Source organism: Roseomonas acroporae (genome assembly GCF_023223525.1).
In the GTDB taxonomy this organism is placed as follows: Bacteria; Pseudomonadota; Alphaproteobacteria; order Acetobacterales; family Acetobacteraceae; genus Roseomonas_E; species Roseomonas_E acroporae.
In genome coordinates this window covers 1-18176 of sequence record NZ_JALPRX010000095.1, presented here as the reverse complement: position 1 = coordinate 18176, position 18176 = coordinate 1, and the positions used below count along the sequence as shown (strand labels likewise).

At 73.2% G+C, this 18176-nt stretch carries 13 protein-coding genes; 9 read left to right on the top strand and 4 right to left on the bottom strand.

What is annotated here, in order from left to right:
* Nucleotides 1-290: 290 nt before the first annotated feature.
* Complete coding sequence (locus tag M0638_RS20365) at nucleotides 291-1883, bottom strand: DegQ family serine endoprotease (protein ID WP_248668844.1); 1593 nt, start codon at nucleotides 1881-1883, stop codon at nucleotides 291-293.
* Between the two features lie 453 nt (nucleotides 1884-2336).
* On the opposite strand from M0638_RS20365, the gene M0638_RS20360 reads away from it, so the two are divergent.
* The 5 genes from M0638_RS20360 to M0638_RS20340 all read left to right on the top strand — a co-directional run bounded on the left by M0638_RS20360 (nucleotide 2337) and on the right by M0638_RS20340 (nucleotide 9223).
* Nucleotides 2337-3338 (top strand): tripartite tricarboxylate transporter substrate binding protein, encoded by a 1002-nt coding sequence (locus M0638_RS20360; protein ID WP_248668843.1) that lies wholly within the window; start codon nucleotides 2337-2339, stop codon nucleotides 3336-3338.
* A 158-nt stretch (nucleotides 3339-3496) separates the two neighbouring features.
* On the top strand, nucleotides 3497-4123 hold the full coding sequence (locus M0638_RS20355; RefSeq protein ID WP_248668842.1) for a TetR family transcriptional regulator: 627 nt from the start codon (nucleotides 3497-3499) through the stop codon (nucleotides 4121-4123).
* A gap of 156 nt (nucleotides 4124-4279) precedes the next feature.
* Nucleotides 4280-5842 (top strand): HlyD family secretion protein, encoded by a 1563-nt coding sequence (locus M0638_RS20350; protein WP_248668841.1) that lies wholly within the window; start codon nucleotides 4280-4282, stop codon nucleotides 5840-5842.
* Nucleotides 5839-7413 (top strand): DHA2 family efflux MFS transporter permease subunit, encoded by a 1575-nt coding sequence (locus tag M0638_RS20345; protein ID WP_248668840.1) that lies wholly within the window; start codon nucleotides 5839-5841, stop codon nucleotides 7411-7413. The genes M0638_RS20350 and M0638_RS20345 overlap by 4 nt, the downstream gene beginning before the upstream one ends.
* A 4-nt stretch (nucleotides 7414-7417) precedes the next feature.
* Nucleotides 7418-9223, top strand: a complete 1806-nt coding sequence (locus M0638_RS20340; protein ID WP_248668839.1) for an efflux transporter outer membrane subunit — start codon at nucleotides 7418-7420, stop codon at nucleotides 9221-9223.
* Nucleotides 9224-9278: 55 nt separating this feature from the next.
* Here the strand turns inward: M0638_RS20340 and M0638_RS20335 are convergent, their stop codons facing one another.
* Nucleotides 9279-10289, bottom strand: coding sequence for a Bug family tripartite tricarboxylate transporter substrate binding protein (locus M0638_RS20335; protein WP_248668838.1), 1011 nt, complete (start codon nucleotides 10287-10289; stop codon nucleotides 9279-9281).
* A 79-nt stretch (nucleotides 10290-10368) separates the two neighbouring features.
* Here M0638_RS20335 and M0638_RS20330 point away from each other — a divergent pair, with 79 nt between their 5' ends.
* On the top strand, nucleotides 10369-11466 hold the full coding sequence (locus M0638_RS20330; RefSeq protein WP_248668837.1) for an isocitrate/isopropylmalate dehydrogenase family protein: 1098 nt from the start codon (nucleotides 10369-10371) through the stop codon (nucleotides 11464-11466).
* Nucleotides 11467-11545: 79 nt separating this feature from the next.
* On the top strand, nucleotides 11546-12619 hold the full coding sequence (locus M0638_RS20325) for a hypothetical protein (protein WP_248668836.1): 1074 nt from the start codon (nucleotides 11546-11548) through the stop codon (nucleotides 12617-12619).
* Here the strand turns inward: M0638_RS20325 and M0638_RS20320 are convergent.
* Nucleotides 12611-13501, bottom strand: coding sequence for a LysR substrate-binding domain-containing protein (locus tag M0638_RS20320; protein WP_248668835.1), 891 nt, complete (start codon nucleotides 13499-13501; stop codon nucleotides 12611-12613). The genes M0638_RS20325 and M0638_RS20320 overlap by 9 nt on opposite strands.
* Nucleotides 13502-13635: 134 nt before the next feature.
* Between M0638_RS20320 and M0638_RS20315 the strand changes: the two genes are divergently transcribed.
* Both M0638_RS20315 and M0638_RS20310 read left to right on the top strand, forming a co-directional pair.
* Nucleotides 13636-14385 carry a sulfite exporter TauE/SafE family protein gene (locus M0638_RS20315; RefSeq protein ID WP_248668834.1) on the top strand — a complete coding sequence of 250 codons (750 nt, stop codon included), beginning with the start codon at nucleotides 13636-13638 and terminating at the stop codon, nucleotides 14383-14385.
* A 497-nt stretch (nucleotides 14386-14882) separates the two neighbouring features.
* Entirely contained in the window at nucleotides 14883-16535 is a 1653-nt protein-coding gene (locus M0638_RS20310) for a GGDEF domain-containing protein (RefSeq protein WP_248668833.1), read from the top strand.
* Nucleotides 16536-16807: 272 nt separating this feature from the next.
* Here the strand turns inward: M0638_RS20310 and M0638_RS20305 are convergent, their stop codons facing one another.
* Nucleotides 16808-17980, bottom strand: coding sequence for a BaiN/RdsA family NAD(P)/FAD-dependent oxidoreductase (locus M0638_RS20305; RefSeq protein WP_248668832.1), 1173 nt, complete (start codon nucleotides 17978-17980; stop codon nucleotides 16808-16810).
* Nucleotides 17981-18176 lie beyond the last annotated feature (196 nt).

Genomic DNA, 18176 nt, shown 5'->3' with positions numbered 1-18176 from the left:
GGCCACGGGTGGCCCGCGTGTCGCGCGGCCATCCCTGCGCCGTACCGGCACCCCGTCGGGCATGCCGGCATGGCGACCGAAGGAAGTCGCCCCCACACCGAGGCGGGGCAACGAGGCGGGGCAACAGGGACGGCGGCGGTTGCCCGCCGCCGTCCCGTCATCCCATCCGGCCGACCCCTCTCGGTCGGACGGGATCCTGCGGGGAGCATGGCGCGTTGGCCCTGCCCCCGTAGACCGTGGCTGCCGAGGCCGGGCCCGGCCGCCGGGTTCCGGCGGCCGGCGCCGGGACCTCAGCCGTTGCGGCTGGCCGCGTTGGCCTCCGCCGGCACCGCGACGAAGATGGACTGGCCTTCCCGCAGCACCCGCAGCGCCACCGCGTTGCGGTTGCCGCGCAGCGCCTCGCGGATCGCCTGCGCGGCCTCGCCCGGCTCGCCCACCGCGCGGTTGCCCACGCCGAGGATCACGTCGCCGCGTCGCAGGCCGGCCGCCTCGGCGGGGCTGTCGGGCCGCACCTGGGCGATCACGGCGCCGCGGGTGCCGGGCGGCAGGCCCAGCTCCTCGCCGACCTGCGGGTTGAGCGGGGCCAGCGCCACGCCGATGCCGCGCTCGGCGCCCTGGCGGTCGGCGGCCGCCTCCTTCACCGTCTCGTCCTGCTGCCGCGCCAGGGTGACGCTCAGCGTCCGCTCGTTGCCATCGCGCAGCAGGGTCAGCGTCGCGGTGCTGCCCGGGGCGAGGCCGGCCACGGTGCGCGCCAGCTCGCGCGGGCTCGCCACCGGCTTGCCGTTCACCGCCGTGATGACGTCGCCGGACTGCACGCCGGCATTCGCCGCGGGGCTGTTGCGCTGGGCGTCGGCGATCAGCGCGCCGTGGTTGTTGGGCAGGCGCAGCGCCGAGGCCATGTTGGCATCGACCGGCTGCGTCACCACGCCGAGCCAGCCGCGGTCGATCCGGCCATGCTCCTCGAGCTGCGCCACCACGTTGCGCACGAGGTTGGAGGGGATCGCGAAGCCGATGCCGACCGAGCCGCCGGAGGGGCTGAGGATCGCCGTGTTGACGCCGATCACCGTGCCGTCCAGCGCGAAGAGCGGGCCGCCCGAGTTGCCGCGGTTGATCGGCGCGTCGACCTGCAGGTAGTCGTCGTAGGGGCCCGAGCCGATGTCGCGCGAGCGGGCCGAGACGATGCCGGCGGTCAGCGTGCCGCCCAGGCCGAACGGGTTGCCCATCGCCACCACCCAGTCGCCGACGCGCGCCTTGTCGCTGTCACCGAGCGCGAGGTAGGGCAGGGGGCCGCCCGCGTCGATCTTGAGCACGGCGAGGTCGGTGCGCGGGTCGCGCCCCACCAGCCGCGCCGGCAGCTCGCGCCCGTCTGCCAGGGTCACGGTGACGCGGGTGGCGCCGTTGACGACGTGGTTGTTGGTGACGACGTGCCCCTCGGCATCGACGATGAAGCCCGAACCCAGGCCCTGCACGGTGCGCGGGCGGGCGCCACGGCCCTCCTCGGCGCCGGGCCCGCCCTGGCCGCCCCCCTGGCCACTCCCCTGGCCACCGGGCGCGCCGAAGTAGCGGCGGAACATGTCGTCGGGGCCGGAGCCCTGCTGGAAGGGCGAGTCGGCCTGCGCGCTCACCCGCTCGGTGCTGGTGATCGTCACCACCGCCGGCCGCACCTTGGCGGCGAGGTCGGCGAAGCTCGGCAGGGCGGCGGCGGCGACGGCGATCGGGCCGGCACCGGCGGCCGGCACGTTGACCGGCGCGTTCTGGGTGGCGTTGCCCTCGGCGAAGGCCGGCAGCGTGTTCCAGGCGAGGCCACCCAGCGCCGAGCCGGCCAGCAGGACGGCGGCGAAGGCGGCGCGGCGGCGACGGGGGGCGGGGTTCGGGGACGGCATCGGGACTGGCTCCATCGGGGCTGCGGGGATCGCCCCGCTTCGAACGGCAAGCTGGGCCCGGGGCGCTGGAGGCCGTTCCGGCGCGATCATGAAATCCGTTCCATGATTCCCGGGGACGCGGCTGCCTTGCCGGCGGGGGTCGCCCTGGCGGCCGGTTCCGCGTCACGCGGGGCCGGCGGCGCGGGACGGCGCCCGCCTGCCCGCGCCCGCGGGCGCCGCGACGCGCTGCGGCGGCCAAGCAGGAACTCGCCACCGCCTGCCCGCGCCCGCGGGTGCCGCTCTTCTCCCGGCGGGCCGCGCCGGCCTGCCCGGATCCGGCTGGAACGGCTCCAGCCTTTTGATTCGGCGCATTTTCCGCGCCGCTGAGCGCGTGCGCTCGGCGTGGAAATGCTCTAGCGTCGGCGCAACGAAGCGCGGCCGCCTCCGGCGGGACGCAGCGGGGAGGAGGTTCGGATGGTCGGGATCAGGCGTCGTGGGCTGCTCGCGACGGCGGGACTGGGTGCGGCCGGGCTGGCCGTGGGCGATCCGGCGCGGCCGGCCCTGGCGCAGGCGCGCTACCCGTCGCGGCCGATCCAGCTCATCTGCCCCTGGGGCGCGGGCGGCGGCACCGATGCCACGGCGCGCATCGTCGCCGCCGGGCTGGAGCGGGAGCTCGGGCAGCCGGTCAACGTGGTGAACCGCACCGGCGGCTCGGGCGTGGTGGGGCACGCGGCGATCAACGCGGCGCAGCCGGACGGCTACACGATCGGCATCCTGACGGTCGAGATCACCATGCTGCACTGGCAGGGGCTGACCGAGCTGACCCCTTCCTCCTACACGCCGCTGGCCCTGATGAACGAGGACCCGCCCGGCGTGCAGGTGAGCACCGCCTCGCCCTACAACGACATCCGCGCCCTGGCCGAGGCGATCAGGGCGGCGCCGCCGGGCAGGCTGAAGGCGTCCGGCACGGGGCAGGGGGGAAGCTGGCACCTCGCCCTGGTGGGCTGGCTGCAGGCGATGGGGCTGCGCGGCGACCACGTCCGCTGGGTGCCCTCGAACGGCGCGGCGCCGGCCATGCAGGACCTCGCCGCGGGGGGCATCGACATCGTGCCCTGCTCGGTGCCGGAGGCGCGGGCGATGATCGATGCCGGGCGCGCCCGCTCCCTGGCGATCATGGCGCCGCAGCGCAGCCGCGTCTTCCCGCAGGTGCCGACGCTGAAGGAGACGCTGGGCATCGACTACTCCGTCGCCACCTGGCGCGGCATCGCCGGGCCGCCGAACCTGCCGGCGCCGGTGCGCGAGGCGCTGGGGAAGGCGCTGGAGAAGGTCTACAACTCCAGCGAGTACCGCGAATTCATGGACGCGCGCGGCTTCGGAACGGTGTGGGCCGACGGGCCGGGCTTCGCCGCGCGCATGGCGGAATCCGACCGCATCATGGGCGATGCGATGCGCGCGGCGGGGCTCGCGCGGGGCTGAGCATCCGGGCGCGGGTTGGGCGGGGGCGGTGCCGTCCGCCCCTTGCCCCGCCGGCCCTGTGACACGAACGTGACCAGTGGCGGGACGTGCCGGGCCACGGTCGGTTTGCATACATCCGTGAATGTAAGTAAGAGCGCCCTCGTCGAGAGGGGCCGGCGTTGGCGAGGCAGACCAAGGAGAAGGCCGCGCAGACCAGGGAAGCCATCCTGGATGCGGCGGAGCAGATCTTCCTGGAGCGCGGCGTGACCCGTGCCTCGCTGGAGGACATCGCGCGCGCCGCCGGCGTGACCCGCGGCGCCGTGTACTGGCACTTCCGCGGCAAGCTGGACCTGTTCCTGGCCATCAAGCAGCGCCTGCTGCTGCCGCAGGAGGAACTGCTTTCGCGCCTCGGCCAGCAGGCGGACCCCGACCCGGTGGCCGAGCTGGAGCAGGCGCTGGAGGCCACCTTCGACTCCTTCAGCCGCGATCCGCGCCGCCAGCGGCAACTCACCGTGCTGTTCCTGCGATGTGAGTATGTGGGCGAGATGGCCCCGGCCCTGTCGCGACAGGTGGAGGCGCAGAAGGCGCTGGCCGCCGCCCTGTCGCGGCTGTTCCGGCTGGGCCATGCCCGCCGCCCCCTGGCTGCGCCCTGGCTGCCGGACGAGGCGGCGATGGCGGTGCACTCCCTGGTGCACGGCATGCTGCTTCGCTGGCTGCGCGACCCGGCGGAATTCCGCCTCCTGCCGGACGGCCTGGCCATCCTGCGCGCGCTGCTGGCCACGATGCGGGCGGATGGGCGCGGCTGATCCGGCTCGCGCTTCCGGCATGCGCCTCCCGGCGGGGGGTGACGGCCAGGCCGGCCGGGACGCCCCGGCGCGGCTCAACCAACCGTGTGTGTCTTACATTCGTTCAGGAATGTATGTGGGCAGCCCGCCGGGGACCCCGCCGGGGACGAGGACAGCATGACTGACAGACAGGGCGTCCCCTCCGAGGATGTCGACGACGAGCGGATGACGCCGCGCGGCGAGCGCGACACGGGCGAGCGCGACACGGGCGGGCCCGACGCGGACGGGCACCGGCCGGGCGGGCGGGGCGCGGCGACGGGGCGGGATGCCGGCCGGGAAGGCGGCGCGACGGCCGAGGCGGACCGCGGCGACCGGCCGCGCCGCGAGCCCGGGAAGCAGGCCGACCCCGCCGATGGCGAGTCGGGGCGGGACGGCGCCGGGACGGCCGGAGAAGGCCAGGACGAGGGCAAGGGCAAAGACAAGGGCAAGGAAGGCAAGCGCGGCCGCAGCCGGTGGCCGCTGATCGTCCTGGCCCTGTTCGTGCTGATTGCCGCCGCCGGCGGCGGCGTCTGGTGGTACCTGACGCGCAACCTGGAATCCACCGACGACGCCTATACCGAGGGCAGGGCGGTCTCCATGGCGCCGAAGGTGGCGGGCTTCGTGGTGGAGATGAACGTCGCCGACAACCAGTTCGTGCGCACCGGCGACCTGCTGCTGCGCATCGACCGGCGCGACTACGTCACCGCGCGGGATCAGGCGAAGGCCAATCTCGACCTCGCCCGCGCCCAGCTTGCCGCGGCCGAGCTGGACCTGCAGATCGCCCGCGTCCGCTATCCCGCGCAGTTGCAGCAGGCCGAGGCGCAGCGCGACTCCGCCCGCGCCAGCCAGGCGCAGGCGCAGGCCGAGTACCGCCGCCAGCGCAGCGTCGATCCCCGCGCCACCACCCAGACCAGCGTGGACACCGCCACGGCGCAGCTCCAGTCCAACACCGCCGCCGTCGCCCAGGCCAACGCGCAGGTGCAGATCGCGGGGCTCGTGCAGCAGAGCATCCAGCTCGCCGAGACCACGGTGCAGCAGCGCCGGGCCCAGGTGGAGCAGGCCGAGGCGCAGCTCGCCGAGGCCGAGGTGAACCTCACCTACACCGAGATCCGCGCCCCGCAGGACGGGCGCATCACCCGTCGCAACGTGGAGCGCGGCGCCTTCGTGCAGGCCGGACAGCAGGTCTTCTTCATCGTGACGCCGGAGGTCTGGATCACGGCCAATTTCAAGGAAGGTCAGCTCGACCGCATGCGCCCCGGCCAGCCGGTGCGGATCAGCGTCGACGCCTATCCCAGCCTCGACCTGCGCGGCCACGTGGACAGCATCCAGATGGGCAGCGGGGCGCGCTTCAGCGCCTTCCCGGCCGAGAACGCCACCGGCAACTTCGTCAAGATCGTCCGCCGCGTTCCCGTGAAGATCGTGATCGACAGCGGGCTCGATCCGGGCATCCCGCTGCCGCTGGGGCTCTCCGTGGTGCCGACGGTGGACCTCGCCCCGGATGCGGGGCGCCCGGCGGATGCGGGGCGGACGGATGGGGGGCGGGCGAACGGGGCGACGGCACGCGGGACCGGCGGCGCGGCCAATGGCGGCCCGGGAACCGCCGGCACCGCAACCACCGGCACCGCAACCACCGGCACCGGAACGGCCGGCGCCGGAACGGAATGGACCGAGGGCGGCCGCGTGCCGGCGGCGCGGGAATGAGCGGCGCGGCGTCGCGCGGCTGGAAGCCGCGCTACAACCCGTGGCTGGTCGCCGTCACCGTCACCCTCGGCGCCTTCATGGAGGTGCTGGACACCACCATCGTCAACGTCTCGCTGCCGCACATCGCCGGCAGCCTCTCGGTCAGCAACGACGAGAGCACCTGGACGCTGACCACCTACCTCGTCGCCAACGGCATCGTGCTGACCATCTCGGGCTCGCTCAGCCGCATGCTGGGGCGCAAGCGCTACTTCCTGATCTGCATCGGCTGCTTCACCGTCGCCTCCTTCGCCTGCGGCCTCGCCACCGAGTTCTGGCAGATCATCCTGTTCCGCGCCCTGCAGGGCTTCTTCGGCGGCGGCCTGCAGCCGACGCAGCAGGCGATCATCCTCGACAGCTTCCCGCCGGAGAAGCGCTCGGCGGCCTTCTCGCTCACCGCCATCGCCATCATCATCGCGCCGATCCTGGGCCCGGTGGTGGGCGGCTACCTCACCGACACCTATTCCTGGCACTGGATCTTCCTCATCAACGTGCCGGTCGGGCTGATCACCTTCTTCGGCGTGCTGCAGGTGGTGGAGGACCCGCCCTGGGTGGAGGAGGAGCACGCCAGGCCCTTCCGCTTCGACTATGTCGGCCTGGGCTTCATCGTGCTCGCCCTCGGCGGCCTCGAGATCGCCGTGGACCGCGGCGAGAACGAGGACTGGCTCGACTCCAGCTTCATCCGCATCACCGCGCTGCTCTCGGTGATCGGCTTCGTCGGCGGCATCACCTGGCTGCTGCGCGCGAAGCACCCGATCGTCGACCTGCGGGTATTCAAGGACCGCAATTTCGCGCTGGGCTGCGTGCTCATCAGCATCATGGGCTTCGTGCTCTACGCCTCGGCGGTGCTGATCCCGCAGCTCGCGCAGCAGCAGTTCGGCTACACCGCCACCTGGTCCGGCCTGGTGCTGACGCCGGGGGCGGTGGTGCTGGTGCTGCTGATCCCGCTGGTCGGCAAGTCGCTCTCCTTCATCCCGGCCAAGTACGTGATCGCCTTCGGAGGCCTCGTCCTCGGCTCGTCGCTGCTCTACTCGCAGGGCATCACGCCCGACATCGACTTCGCCGGGCTGGCGCTGATGCGCGCCACCCAGACGGCGGGCCTCGCCTTCCTCTTCGTGCCGATCAGCACCCTCGCCTACGCCACCCTGCCCAAGGAGCTGAACGGCGACGCCACGGCGCTGTTCACCATGTGCCGCAACGTGCTGGGCGGCATCGGCATCTCGGTCTCGACGGCGCTGGTGCAGGACCACATGCAGATCCGCCAGGCGCACATGGTCGGGCACCTGTCGCCGACCAACGAGCCCTACAACGTGCTGCTCCAGCAATTGCGCCAGGCCTTCGTCGACCACGGCTATTCCGCCGCCGAGGCGGCGCAGCTCGCCACCGGGCAGGTCTTCCAGATGCTGCGCGCGCAGGTGGCGGTGCTCGCCTATGGCGACGTCTTCATCATCACCGCCTGCCTCGCCTTCCTCATCATCCCGGCCGCGCTGATGATGTCGGGGCTGAAGGTCCAGGGGGGCGGCGGGGGACACTGATCGCATGCTCCGTTCGAGACGAATGGCGGCGCGCCGCACGCGCCGCCTGCCGGCCCGTCCGTCGGCCGGCCCTCTGGCCCGCCCTCTGGCCCGGATACCCGCCCGCCTGGCCGCCGCCGCGCTGCTGCTCGGCCTCGGCGGCTGCACGGTGGGGCCGGACTTCTCGCTGCCGAAGCTCTGGCCGCTGGGCGGCTGGAACGACCGCTCGACGCGCGAGCCGGCGGCGCGGCCGGCCGAGGGCGCCATCCTCGCCGGCGTCACCGTCGGCACCGACCCCGATCCGGAATGGTGGCGTGGCTTCGGCGACCCGCAGCTCACCGCGCTGGTGGAGCGCGCCATCGCCGGCAACCTCGACCTGCAGCAGGCGGTGCTGCGCATCACCGAGGCGCAGCAGAACGAGGCCGCGGCGCGCGCCGCCGGCCTGCCCAGCCTGACCGGCACCGCCAGCTACACCTACCAGCAGCTCGGCCTGCGCGGCCTGCTGGAGTCGCACGGCGCCTACGGCGCGGTGGACGGGCTGCGCGCCCCGGATTCGGCGCTGAACCGGTACTCGCCCGGCCTCGGCGACCGGGTCGGGGCGGCCGGGCGCGACCTGCTCGGCGAGGTGACGCAGCCGATCAGCCTCTACCAGGGCGCGCTCAACGCCTCCTGGGAGCTGGACCTGTTCGGCCGCGTCCGCCGCTCCGTCGAACAGGCCGGGGCGCGCACCCAGGCCTCGGTGGAGGCGACGCGCGACGGGCTGGTCTCGCTGGAGGCGGAGGTGGCGCGCAACTACGCCACGCTGCGCGGCGCCCAGGCGCTGCTCGCCTCGCAGCGCGAGAACGTGGCGACGGCGCAGGGCGTGCTGGACCTCACCCGGCGGCGGCGGCAGCAGGGGCTGACCACCGAGCTCGACGTGGAGAACGCCCGGGCGCAGGTGGAGACGCAGCAGTCGCAGCTGCCGCAGTACGAGCGGCAGGCGCGGCTGGCGATGAACCGGCTCGCCGTGCTGGTCGGCGAGCCGCCGGGCCGGCTCGACGCGGAGCTGGCCGCGGCCGCGCCGATCCCGCCCACGCCGCCCGTGGTGCCGGTGGGGCTGCCGGCGACGCTGGCGCGCCGCCGCCCGGACATCCGCCAGGCCGAGGCGAACCTGCACGCCGCGACCGCGGGCGTCGGCGTCGCGGTGGCGCAGTTCTATCCGGACATCTCGCTGACCGGCAGCCTGGGCGTGCGCGCCACGGATTTCAGCTACCTCAGCAACTGGTCGAGCCATTTCTACTCGATCGGCCCCAGCATCTCGCTGCCGATCTTCCAGGGCGGGCGGCTGACGGCCAACCTGCGCGTGGCGCGCGCCCAGGCGGGGGAGGCGGCGCTCGCCTACCGCGCCGCGGTGCTGCGCGGGCTGGAGGAGTCGGAGAACGCGCTCGCCGCCTACCGCACCGACGCGCAGCAGCGCGAGTCGCTGCGGCGCACGGTGCGGGCGGCGGAAACGGCGCTCCAGCTCGCGCGCGAGCGCTACGACCACGGCCTGTCGAGCTTCATCGACGTGCTGGACGCCCAGCGCACCTTCCTGCAGTCGCGCCAGCAGCTTCTCCAGGCGACGCTGGCGCTGACGCTCGACGTCGTGGCGATCTACCGCGCCCTCGGCGGCGGCTGGGAGGAGACGGCGGCGCCCGCGCCGCCGCCGCAGCGCCCGGTGCCGCACCCGGACGCGATCCTCGGCGTCGCCGGGCCGCCGCCCGGCACGGCGGCGCCCGCAGGGGGCGTCGGGGGGGACGCCGGGGTGGACGCCCGGGCGGGCGCCGGGGGAGACGCCGGGGCGGGGCGCTGAGGCGGGGGCGCCGAGGCGAGGGCTTCAAGGCGCGTGCGCGCGGCTCGACGATGCTCTACCCGTCCAGGCGGACGTTGGCGGCGCGTGCCACCTCGCGCCACTTGGCGATCTCGTCGCGGATGAAGGCGGCGAATTGCGCGGGCGTCTGCGGGTCGGCGGTGCCGCCCAGCTCCTGCATGCGCGCCACCACGCGCGGCTCGCGCAGGATCGCCACGCTGTCGGCGTTCACCTTCGCGACGATCTCGGGCGGCGTGCCGGAAGGGGCCACGAGGCCGGACCAGCCCATCGCGGCGTAGCCCGGCGCCACCGTCTCGGCCACGGTGGGCAGGTCGGGGAGCTGCACGGCGCGGGTGGCGGTGGTGGCGGCCAGGGCGCGGATGCGGCCGGCCTGGATCTGCGGCAGGGCGCTCGCCATGCTGTCGAACATCAGCTTCACGTTGCCCGCCAGCAGGTCCGCCATGGCCGGGCCGCTGCCGCGATAGGGGACGTGGTTCAGCTTCACGCCCGTGCGCAGCGCGAACAGCTCGGCCGCCATGTGCTGCGAGGTGGCGGGGCCGGCCGAGGCGAAGTCGGTCCCCTCCGGCCGCGCCTTCGCGTAGGCGACCAGCTCCTGCGCCGTGCGGGCCGGGAAGTCGGGATGTACCACGATCACCAGCGGCAGCATGAAGATGTTGGTGATCGGGGCGAAGTCCCGCTCCGCGTCGTAGGGCAGGCGGGTCAGCACGCTCGGGTTGATGCCGAGCGTGCCGGAGGTGCCGCAGACCAGCGTGTAGCCGTCCGGCGTGGCGCGCGCCCCGGCCTCCATGCCGATGGCGCCGGCGCCGCCCGCGCGGTTCTCGACGAAGACGCGCTGCGGCCAGCGCTGGGACAGCTCCTCGGCCAGCAGCCGGCTGAAGATGTCGGCGGCTTGGCCGGGCGGGAAGGGGACGATGATGCGTACCGGGCGGCCCGGGTAGGTCTCCTGCGCGAAGGCGCGTCGCGCCGTGGCGCCCGCCGCCAGCGCCGCGCCCATGCCCGCGCCGAGGCCGAGCGACGCGCGCCGGCCGATCCTGAAAGCTCCCGGCATCCGTTCCCTCCCTTTGCCCCTTGCCGGGGCGGTCTTGCGGCAGGATAGGGGAGGCAAGACGGCGAAGGGGAGGGGCGTCATGCCCGGCGGCGACAACAGCGTGCGCGTGGCGGTGATGCCGGGCGACGGCATCGGGCGCGAGGTGACCGAGGCGACGCTCGCCGTGCTGGACGTGCTGGTACGCCGCCACGGCCTCGGCGTGGCGTTCGAGACGCTGGAGGCCGGCGCCTTCTGCTACCGCGACACCGGCACCGCCATGTCCGAGGAGACCTTCCGGCGCGCGGAGGCGGCCGATGCGATCCTGCTCGGCGCCATGGGCTGGCCCGGCATCCGCTACGCGGACGGCACCGAGATCGCGCCGCAGCTCGACCTGCGCTTCCGCCTCGGCCTCTATGCCGGGGTGCGGCCGATCCGCGCCATTCCCGGCCTGCCGACGGTGCTGGCCGATCCGCGCGCGGCGGGGATCGACCTCGTGATCCTGCGCGAGAGCACGGAGGGGCTGTTCTTCTCGCGCGACCGCGGCACGGTGACGGCGGAGGCGGCCGAGGAGACGCTGCGCATCACGCGCGGCACCACCGAGCGGCTGGCGCGCTTCTCGTTCCGGCTGGCGGAGCAGCGCGCCGCCGCGCGCGGCCGGCGCGGCGTGGTGACGCTGGTGGACAAGGCCAACGTGTTCCGCGCCTTCGCCTTCATGCGCTCGATCTTCGACGGGGTCGCGAAGGAATTCCCGGGCGTGGAATCGCGCAGCCACTACGTGGACGCGATGGCGCTCGACCTGGTCCGCCGGCCCTGGGAGTTCGACGTGCTGCCGACCGAGAACATGTTCGGCGACATCCTGAGCGACCTCGCCGCCGGGCTGATCGGCGGCATGGGCTTCGCGCCCTCGGCCGATATCGGCGACGGGCACGCGGTGTTCCAGCCGAGCCACGGCACCGCGCCCGACATCGCCGGCCAGGGCATCGCCAACCCGACCGCCATGCTGCTCTCGGCCGCGATGATGCTGGACTGGCTGGGCGGGCGCGGCGCGGGCGGGGCGTGGCAGGAGGCGGCGCGGGCGCTGGAGGCGGCGGTGGACGGGGCCTTCGCGGCCGGGCTGCGCACGCGCGACGTCGGCGGGAAGGACGGGACGGCGGCGGTGGTCGCGGAAGTGTTGCGAATGATTAACGAGATGCCATAAGTCCCGCCGGCTTTTTATTGCATAATCGTTTCTTTCGGGCCGGGGCCATCCCGCTTCGGCCAGGTGGGCGGGGGAAGCGATGTTCGGAACGGTGATCGAGACCGCGATCGGTCTGACTTTCGTGTTCCTGATGTTCTCGCTGCTGGTGACCACCGTTCAGGAGGCGATCGCGGCGCTGGTCGGGTTGCGGGCGATCACCCTGAGACATGCGCTGGCGAGGCTGCTGGATCAGGCGGTGCAGAAGGGGCAGCAACAGGCGGCCGTGGATCCGTCGCCTCGGGGCCCGGAGCCGGCGGCGGCGCCGTTGCCGGCGCCACAGGCCAGGTCGGTCGATATCCTGGCGCATCCTCTGGTGCGGCAACGCTTCTGGGGGCCCGCCTACCTTTCCTCCGCCAATTTTTCCCACGCCCTGTTCGATCTGCTGACAATCAGGCGGGAAGCCGAGATCACCTTCGGCGGCGTAGCGGGTGCGATCGACGCGTTGCCCGACGGCGCGGCGAAGATCGCGCTCCAGGCCCTCGTCCGGCAGGCGGATGGCCAGATCGAGACGCTGCGGCACGCGGTCGAGGATTGGTTCGACCATGCGATGGCCCGTACCAGCGGCATCTACAAGCGCTGGGCGAAGGTGATCGGGTTCTGCATCGGCTTCGTCCTCGCCGTCGTCATCAACGTGGACTCGATCGGCATCGAGCGGACGCTCGCGGGCGCGCCGGCGACGCGGGAGGCCCTGGCCAGCCTCGCGACGGGCTGGGTCGATGCCAATGCCGCGGCATTTCGTGGAACGCCCGCGACGCCGGCTGCCGGCGAGACGGCGCCCGCGCGGTCTCCGGCCGGTGCCCCGCCCGTCGATCCGGACCTCGAGAGGAATTTCGAGGCGGTCCGGACAAGGTACACGAACCTGCAATCCGAGCTGGGCTCGATCGGCCTGCCCCTGGGGTGGCCGAAGGGCTGGCCCTGGCAGGACCCGAAGTTCGACTGGCTGACGAGCGTCCTAGGCTGGCTCCTGACTGCAGTTGCCGCGATGCTCGGTGCGCCCTTCTGGTTCGATACGTTGCAGACCTTCGTCAACGTCCGGGCCGCCGGGCCGAAGCCGTTGCCCGCCGCCGCGATGCGTTCCACCACCGTGCTGCAGACCCGTCATCTCTCACGCTGAGCCGGCGAGCGCCGCCGCCAGCGCCTGCGCATGCGCGGGCAATTCGTCGAAGCGGCGTGCGCAGAGGCGCAATTGCCGCGTCGCCCAGGGATCGGCGAGCGCGGCGTGGCGCAGCGCCGGCCCGCGCGGCCAGCGCCGGGCCGCCGTCTCCGACACCACGCCCAGGCCGGCGCCACCCGCGACCAGGCGGCAGACCGCCTCGAAGGAGGGTACGCGGACTCGGTAGCGCAGCCGGACGCCGAGCCGCGCCGCCTGGGCCTCGAGATGCGCCTGCAGCGCGCTGCCTTCGGATAGGCCGATGCAGCTCTCTCCCGTCACCATGGCGAAGGGCACCGGCCCGTGCCGCCGCGCCAGTGCATGCCCGCCCGGTACCACCAGCACCAGCCGGTCCACCCGGAACGGCCGGCTCTCCAGCCCGGTGCGGTCGACATGGTCGGCGACCACGCCGAGATCGGCCTGGCCGGCGCACAGCGCCTCGGCGACGACCCGGCTCGGCCGCTCGGCCAGCACCACGTCCACCTGCGGCTCGGCGGCGAGGAAGGCGGCGAGCGGTCCGGGCAGGAATTCCGTGGTGGCGGCGGTGTTGGCCAGCAGCCGCACCTCGCCGCGCAACCCCTTGGCGAATGCACCCATGTCGCCGCGCAGCCGCTCCATCTGGTCGAGCACCAGCCGGGCGTGGCGCAGCAGCGCCTCGCCCGCCGTGGTCGTCGCTACGCCGCGCCGGTGCCGGGCCAGCAGCGCGACGCCCAGTGCCGCTTCCATCCCCCGCAGCCGGGCGCTGGCCGAGGCGAGGGCGAGGCCGGCACGTTCCGCGCCGGCGGTGATGCTGCCGGCCTCGGCCACCAGCCGGAACAGCCGTAGGTCCACGAGGTCGAATCGCACGCCTTTCCCTCCTTCCCGGCCGTCGGCCCCGGCCCGGCCCGAGGGAGCGGCTCCGACCAGCCTCCGTCCGCGCCGAAGGCAGCCTCAGTACATCCCCCATTCCGGCGCGGCGCCATCCGCGACAGGTTGGCCCCATGGAAACCATGCTGCTGCTGTTCGGGGCCGGGCTGCTGGCGGGGGCGATGAACGCCGCCGCCGGGGGCGGCACCTTCGTCACCCTGCCGGCGCTGGTGGCGACGGGCGTGCCCTCGGTGGCGGCCAACGTCTCCTCCACCGTGGCGCTGCTGCCGGGCACGCTGGCCAGCGCGCTGGCCTGGCGCTCGGAATTCCGCTCCTTCGAGGGGGTGTCGATCCGGCTGCTGCTCGCGATCAGCCTGCTCGGCGGGCTGGCCGGGGCGGCGCTGCTGCTGCTGACGCCGAACAGCGCCTTCGACGGCATCCTGCCCTGGCTGCTGCTGCTCGGCACGCTGGCCTTCGCCTTCGGGCGGCAGGCCGGGGCGCTGCTGCGCCGGCACGTGGCGCTCGGGCCGGGGGCGGTGGTGGCGGCGCAGGTGGTGCTCTCGATCTACGGCGGGTATTTCGGCGGCGCCGTCGGCATCATGATGATGGCGGTGTGGAGCCTGCTGTCCGAGGTGGACATCAAGGCGATGAGCGCGGCGCGCACGCTGCTGGTCAGCGCCATGAACAGCGTCGCCGTGCTGTGCTTCGCGCTGTTCGGGCCGGTGCACTGGCCGGCGACGCTGGCGGTGCTGCTGGGGGCAGTGATCGGCGGCTATGGCGGCGCGCTGCTGGCGCGGATGGTGCCGGCGCCGGTGCTGCGCGGCTTCGTCATCCTGTACGGGGCGGCGATGACGGCGGTGTTCTTCTGGCGGGCCCATGGGTGAGTCCCTCCTCCCCCGGGCCGGCGAACGCCATCCGCTCCGGGGTGCCGTAGCCCGGCCGGGACGGGATCGGGGCGCCATCGACCGCGGAAGGTCCTGACGCAGGCGGACACGGCGCGCCTGGTGTGGTCGCGCCTTGCCGACCGGCGCGCCGCCGGACGGGTTCGTCCTGCGGGCCTGGAAGAGGCTTTCCATGGGCGCGTCGTCGGGGCGGCCGCCCCGGCGGCCCATGGGCTGGCGTATCCCGGCCGCCATCGGCAACTTGTGGTGGTATCCGACAATTCCGGATGCCATGCTAAGGGAAGCGGCCCCTAGGGGGGCGTGGCTCCGGGCCAGGACTCCCTGGCGAGCCGCAATCCATCCGGAACGGCGGTTCGCCGCAGGTTCCCGTTCACGGAGCGTATGCCGCCTCCAGGCGCGTCCTTCCTCCGACGGTCCGTTCCGGTCGCGAAGGAGACTGGTGCTGCGTGCCACAAAAGCAAGGACTTCGCAGAGCGCAGATGCCGCCCATCGTGCACCGTGTGACATTGACCGTTGCCGTGGTCTGGCTGCTGTTGGTGACCGGCCTGGGCTGGTGGATGTCACGGCGCATCATCGCGGAGCAGCTCGACGACCTGGCGGCCAGCGCCGAATACGAAGCCAGGACAACCGCCCGGGTGGTCGATCGGCTGTTCCTGGAGATGGCCAGCGTGGCCAACATGGTGGCGCGCCAGAGCGGGGTGATCCAGCTCGCCACCCGCTACAACGTCGATCCGTCCGGCCTGGAAACGCTGACGCGCCAGCAGCGCGCGGAACGGTTCACGCGCGACCCGCTGGTGCGCAGCGTCGGCGACTTCATGAACAGGCTGTCCGGCGATCTCGATTACGCCCGCATCTACATGAACAACATGTCGGACGATACGGTGACGGCCAGCAACTGGGCCGAGCCCGACAGCATCGTCGGCATGATCTATGCGGGCCGGCCCTACCTCGTCGACGCGCTGCGCGACGGCAAGGGACAGATGTTCGGCATCGCGCGTCTGAACAGGACTCCGTCCTATTTCGTGTCCAGCCGTATCGAGGACGCCGAGGACATGCCGCTGGGCTCGGTCTCGGTGAAGTTCGATGCGTCGGCCATGGCGCTCTACCTGACGGGCAGGCACATCGCGCTGATCGTGAACCGCCAGGGCCGCGTGACCACCGCTTCCGACGCGTCGTTCATGCTGCGCAACGTGGCGGCGCTCCTGCCGCCGGGCACCCTGCAGACGCAACCTTCGGACGACGACGAGGATCCCGGCGAACCCCTGGCGGTGCGCGCGATGGCCGGCTCCGATCAGGGCGACCAGTGGCGTATCGCCGGACATCCCTATCTGCTGCGGCGCCAGCCGCTGGCCGACGAGGCCTATCAGCTGCTTACGCTGGCCTCGCTCGACCCTCTGGAGCCGATGCGCCGGCAGCATTTCTGGGCCGGGGGCATCGTGGCGGCGTTCGGCCTCGCCCTGATCCTGCTCTGCGGCCGTGTCGCCGGGCAGATGATGATGCGCCGTCAGGAGGAGCGGTATGCGGCGAATTGCGACGCGCTGACCGGTCTGCCGAACCGGCGCGCGATCCTGGCCAGGCTGGAGCAGTATTTCACGCTGGCGAGGCAGACGCGGCAGTCGGTTCTCGTGGCGTTCATCGACCTCGACGACTTCAAGACGGTCAACGACACCTACGGGCACGAGATCGGCGACGAATTCCTGGTCGAGTGCGGGCGGCGCCTGTCAGCCGGCCTGCGGGAAGGCGACATGCTGGGCCGGTGGGGCGGCGACGAATTCGTCGTGATCGGGCTGGCGCCGCTTTCCGGGCCCGGTGCCCGGGACGAGGCGGCCGACGCGATGCGCAGGCGGCTGGCGCCGTGCCTGATCGGCACCTACGTTCTCGCCGGGCACGGTTTCCACTATCCGGGCGCGAGCCTCGGCATCGCCATTGCCGATCCGTCGGTCAGCTCGCTGCACGCCACGCTCCAGGAAGCCGATCGGCTCATGTATGCCGACAAGCAGGCAAGGCGGACGCCGAAAGGTGGCCGGCCCTGGATGACCATGCCGGATTGCTGGAGGGATGACGCGATGGAGGCCGGCCTGGGTGATCGCCCGAGGGAAGCCATGCGGGGAGGGGAGCCGGGCAGGCCCTGATATCGGCCCCTGATAAACCCTTCCGTCGGAGGAATCCGCGGCTCGGTGGCAGCCAAGCAACCGATTCCGAACGCTGGAGGGCAAGGTCTAGAGCATTTTCAAGCTGAGCGTCCTCGCTCAGCGGCTCGGAAAATGCGAAAAATCAAAGGCCAGAGCCGTTCCGGCCTGATACAGTCAGGCTGGATCGGCTCTAGCGGCCGTCACCCCTTGCCACGCATCGGGGCAAGGGCGTTCCGCCGGGCCGCGGGCGCGTTCCGCGGGCGGCTTCCGGCTCACGCCGCCTCGCCGGCGCACCAGCCGCTGGCCCAGGCCCATTGGAAGTTGTAGCCGCCGAGCCAGCCCGTCACGTCCACCGCCTCGCCCACCACGAACAGGCCGGGCACGGCCTTCGCACTCATGTCGCGCGAGGAGAGGGCGGCGGTGTCCACCCCGCCCAGCGTCACCTCGGCCTTGGCGTAGCCCTCCGTGCCGGCCGGCGTGACCGGCCACGCCTTCAGCCCGGCGGCGAGGGCGGCGAGGGTGCGGTCCGGCAGGTCGGCCATCGGCGCGGCCGCGCTCTCCGGCGGCGCCAGCGCCTCGGCCAGGCGCTGCGGCAGGGCTTCGGCCAGCACGGTGCGCAGCGCCGCCTTCGCGCGGGACCGCTTGCGCGCGACGAGCCAGTCGGAAGGCGCGTCCGGCAGCAGGTCGAGCGACAGCGCCTCGCCCTCGCGCCAGTACGACGAGATCTGCAGGATCGCCGGGCCGGAGAGGCCGCGATGGGTGAACAGCATCGCCTCGCGGAAGCGACGCCGGCCCAGCGCCGCCGCCACCGGCAGCGAGACGCCGCTGAGCGGGCGGACGCGTTCCAGCATGGCCGCGTCCACGGTCAGCGGCACCAGCGCCGGGCGGCATGCCGTGACCGGCAGGCCGAAGCGGCGGGCGACGACGTGCGCGAGTCCGGTGGCGCCCATCTTCGGGATGGAGAGGCCGCCGGTGGCGAGGACAACGGATTCCGCGGCGATGTCGCCGGCCTCGGTCTCGACGCGGAAGGCCTCGGCGCGGGTGACCTCGCGGAGGCGCTGGCGCAGGCGCAGCTCCACGCCGGCCGCGGCGCATTCCTCCAGCAGCATGGCGACGATGGCGCGCGCGGAGCCGTCGCAGAAGAGCTGGCCGAGCGTCTTCTCGTGCCAGGCGATGCGGTGGCGGTCGACCAGCGCGATGAAGTCGGCCGGCGTGTAGCGGGAGAGGGCCGATTTCGCGAAATGCGGGTTGGCCGAGAGGTAGCGGTCCGGCGCCGTGTGCAGGTTGGTGAAGTTGCAGCGGCCGCCGCCGGAGATGAGGATCTTGGCGCCGGCCTCGGCGGCATGGTCGAGCAGCAGCACGCGCCGGCCGCGCCGGCCGGCCGCGATTGCCGCCATCAGCCCGGCGGCGCCGGCGCCGAGGATCACCACGTCGTAGCGGGGCAAGCGGTCACCTTCCGTGTTGGCCTTTTCGGGGCTTCGCCCCGGACCCCACCAGGGGCCTTGCCCCTGGACCCCACCAAGGGGCGAAGCCCCCTTGGATCCCCCGTTTCGGGAGGGACGTCCGAGGTGTTCCAGCCGCCGGGACCGGACGAAGAGAGGTCCAGGAGGGCCTCGCCCTCCTGGCGGATGGGTTCCAGGG

Excerpts from the sequence above, each read along its gene's own strand:
- M0638_RS20345 (WP_248668840.1), top strand. The coding sequence starts at position 5,839 with ATGAGCGGCGCGGCGTCGCGCGGCTGGAAGCCGCGCTACAACCCGTGG.
- M0638_RS20360 (WP_248668843.1), top strand. The coding sequence starts at position 2,337 with ATGGTCGGGATCAGGCGTCGTGGGCTGCTCGCGACGGCGGGACTGGGT.
- M0638_RS20310 (WP_248668833.1), top strand. The coding sequence starts at position 14,883 with ATGCCGCCCATCGTGCACCGTGTGACATTGACCGTTGCCGTGGTCTGG.
- M0638_RS20325 (WP_248668836.1), top strand. The coding sequence starts at position 11,546 with ATGTTCGGAACGGTGATCGAGACCGCGATCGGTCTGACTTTCGTGTTC.
- M0638_RS20330 (WP_248668837.1), top strand. The coding sequence starts at position 10,369 with ATGCCCGGCGGCGACAACAGCGTGCGCGTGGCGGTGATGCCGGGCGAC.
- M0638_RS20350 (WP_248668841.1), top strand. The coding sequence starts at position 4,280 with ATGACTGACAGACAGGGCGTCCCCTCCGAGGATGTCGACGACGAGCGG.
- M0638_RS20315 (WP_248668834.1), top strand. The coding sequence starts at position 13,636 with ATGGAAACCATGCTGCTGCTGTTCGGGGCCGGGCTGCTGGCGGGGGCG.
- M0638_RS20335 (WP_248668838.1), bottom strand. The coding sequence starts at position 10,289 with ATGCCGGGAGCTTTCAGGATCGGCCGGCGCGCGTCGCTCGGCCTCGGC.
- M0638_RS20365 (WP_248668844.1), bottom strand. The coding sequence starts at position 1,883 with ATGCCGTCCCCGAACCCCGCCCCCCGTCGCCGCCGCGCCGCCTTCGCC.
- M0638_RS20340 (WP_248668839.1), top strand. The coding sequence starts at position 7,418 with ATGCTCCGTTCGAGACGAATGGCGGCGCGCCGCACGCGCCGCCTGCCG.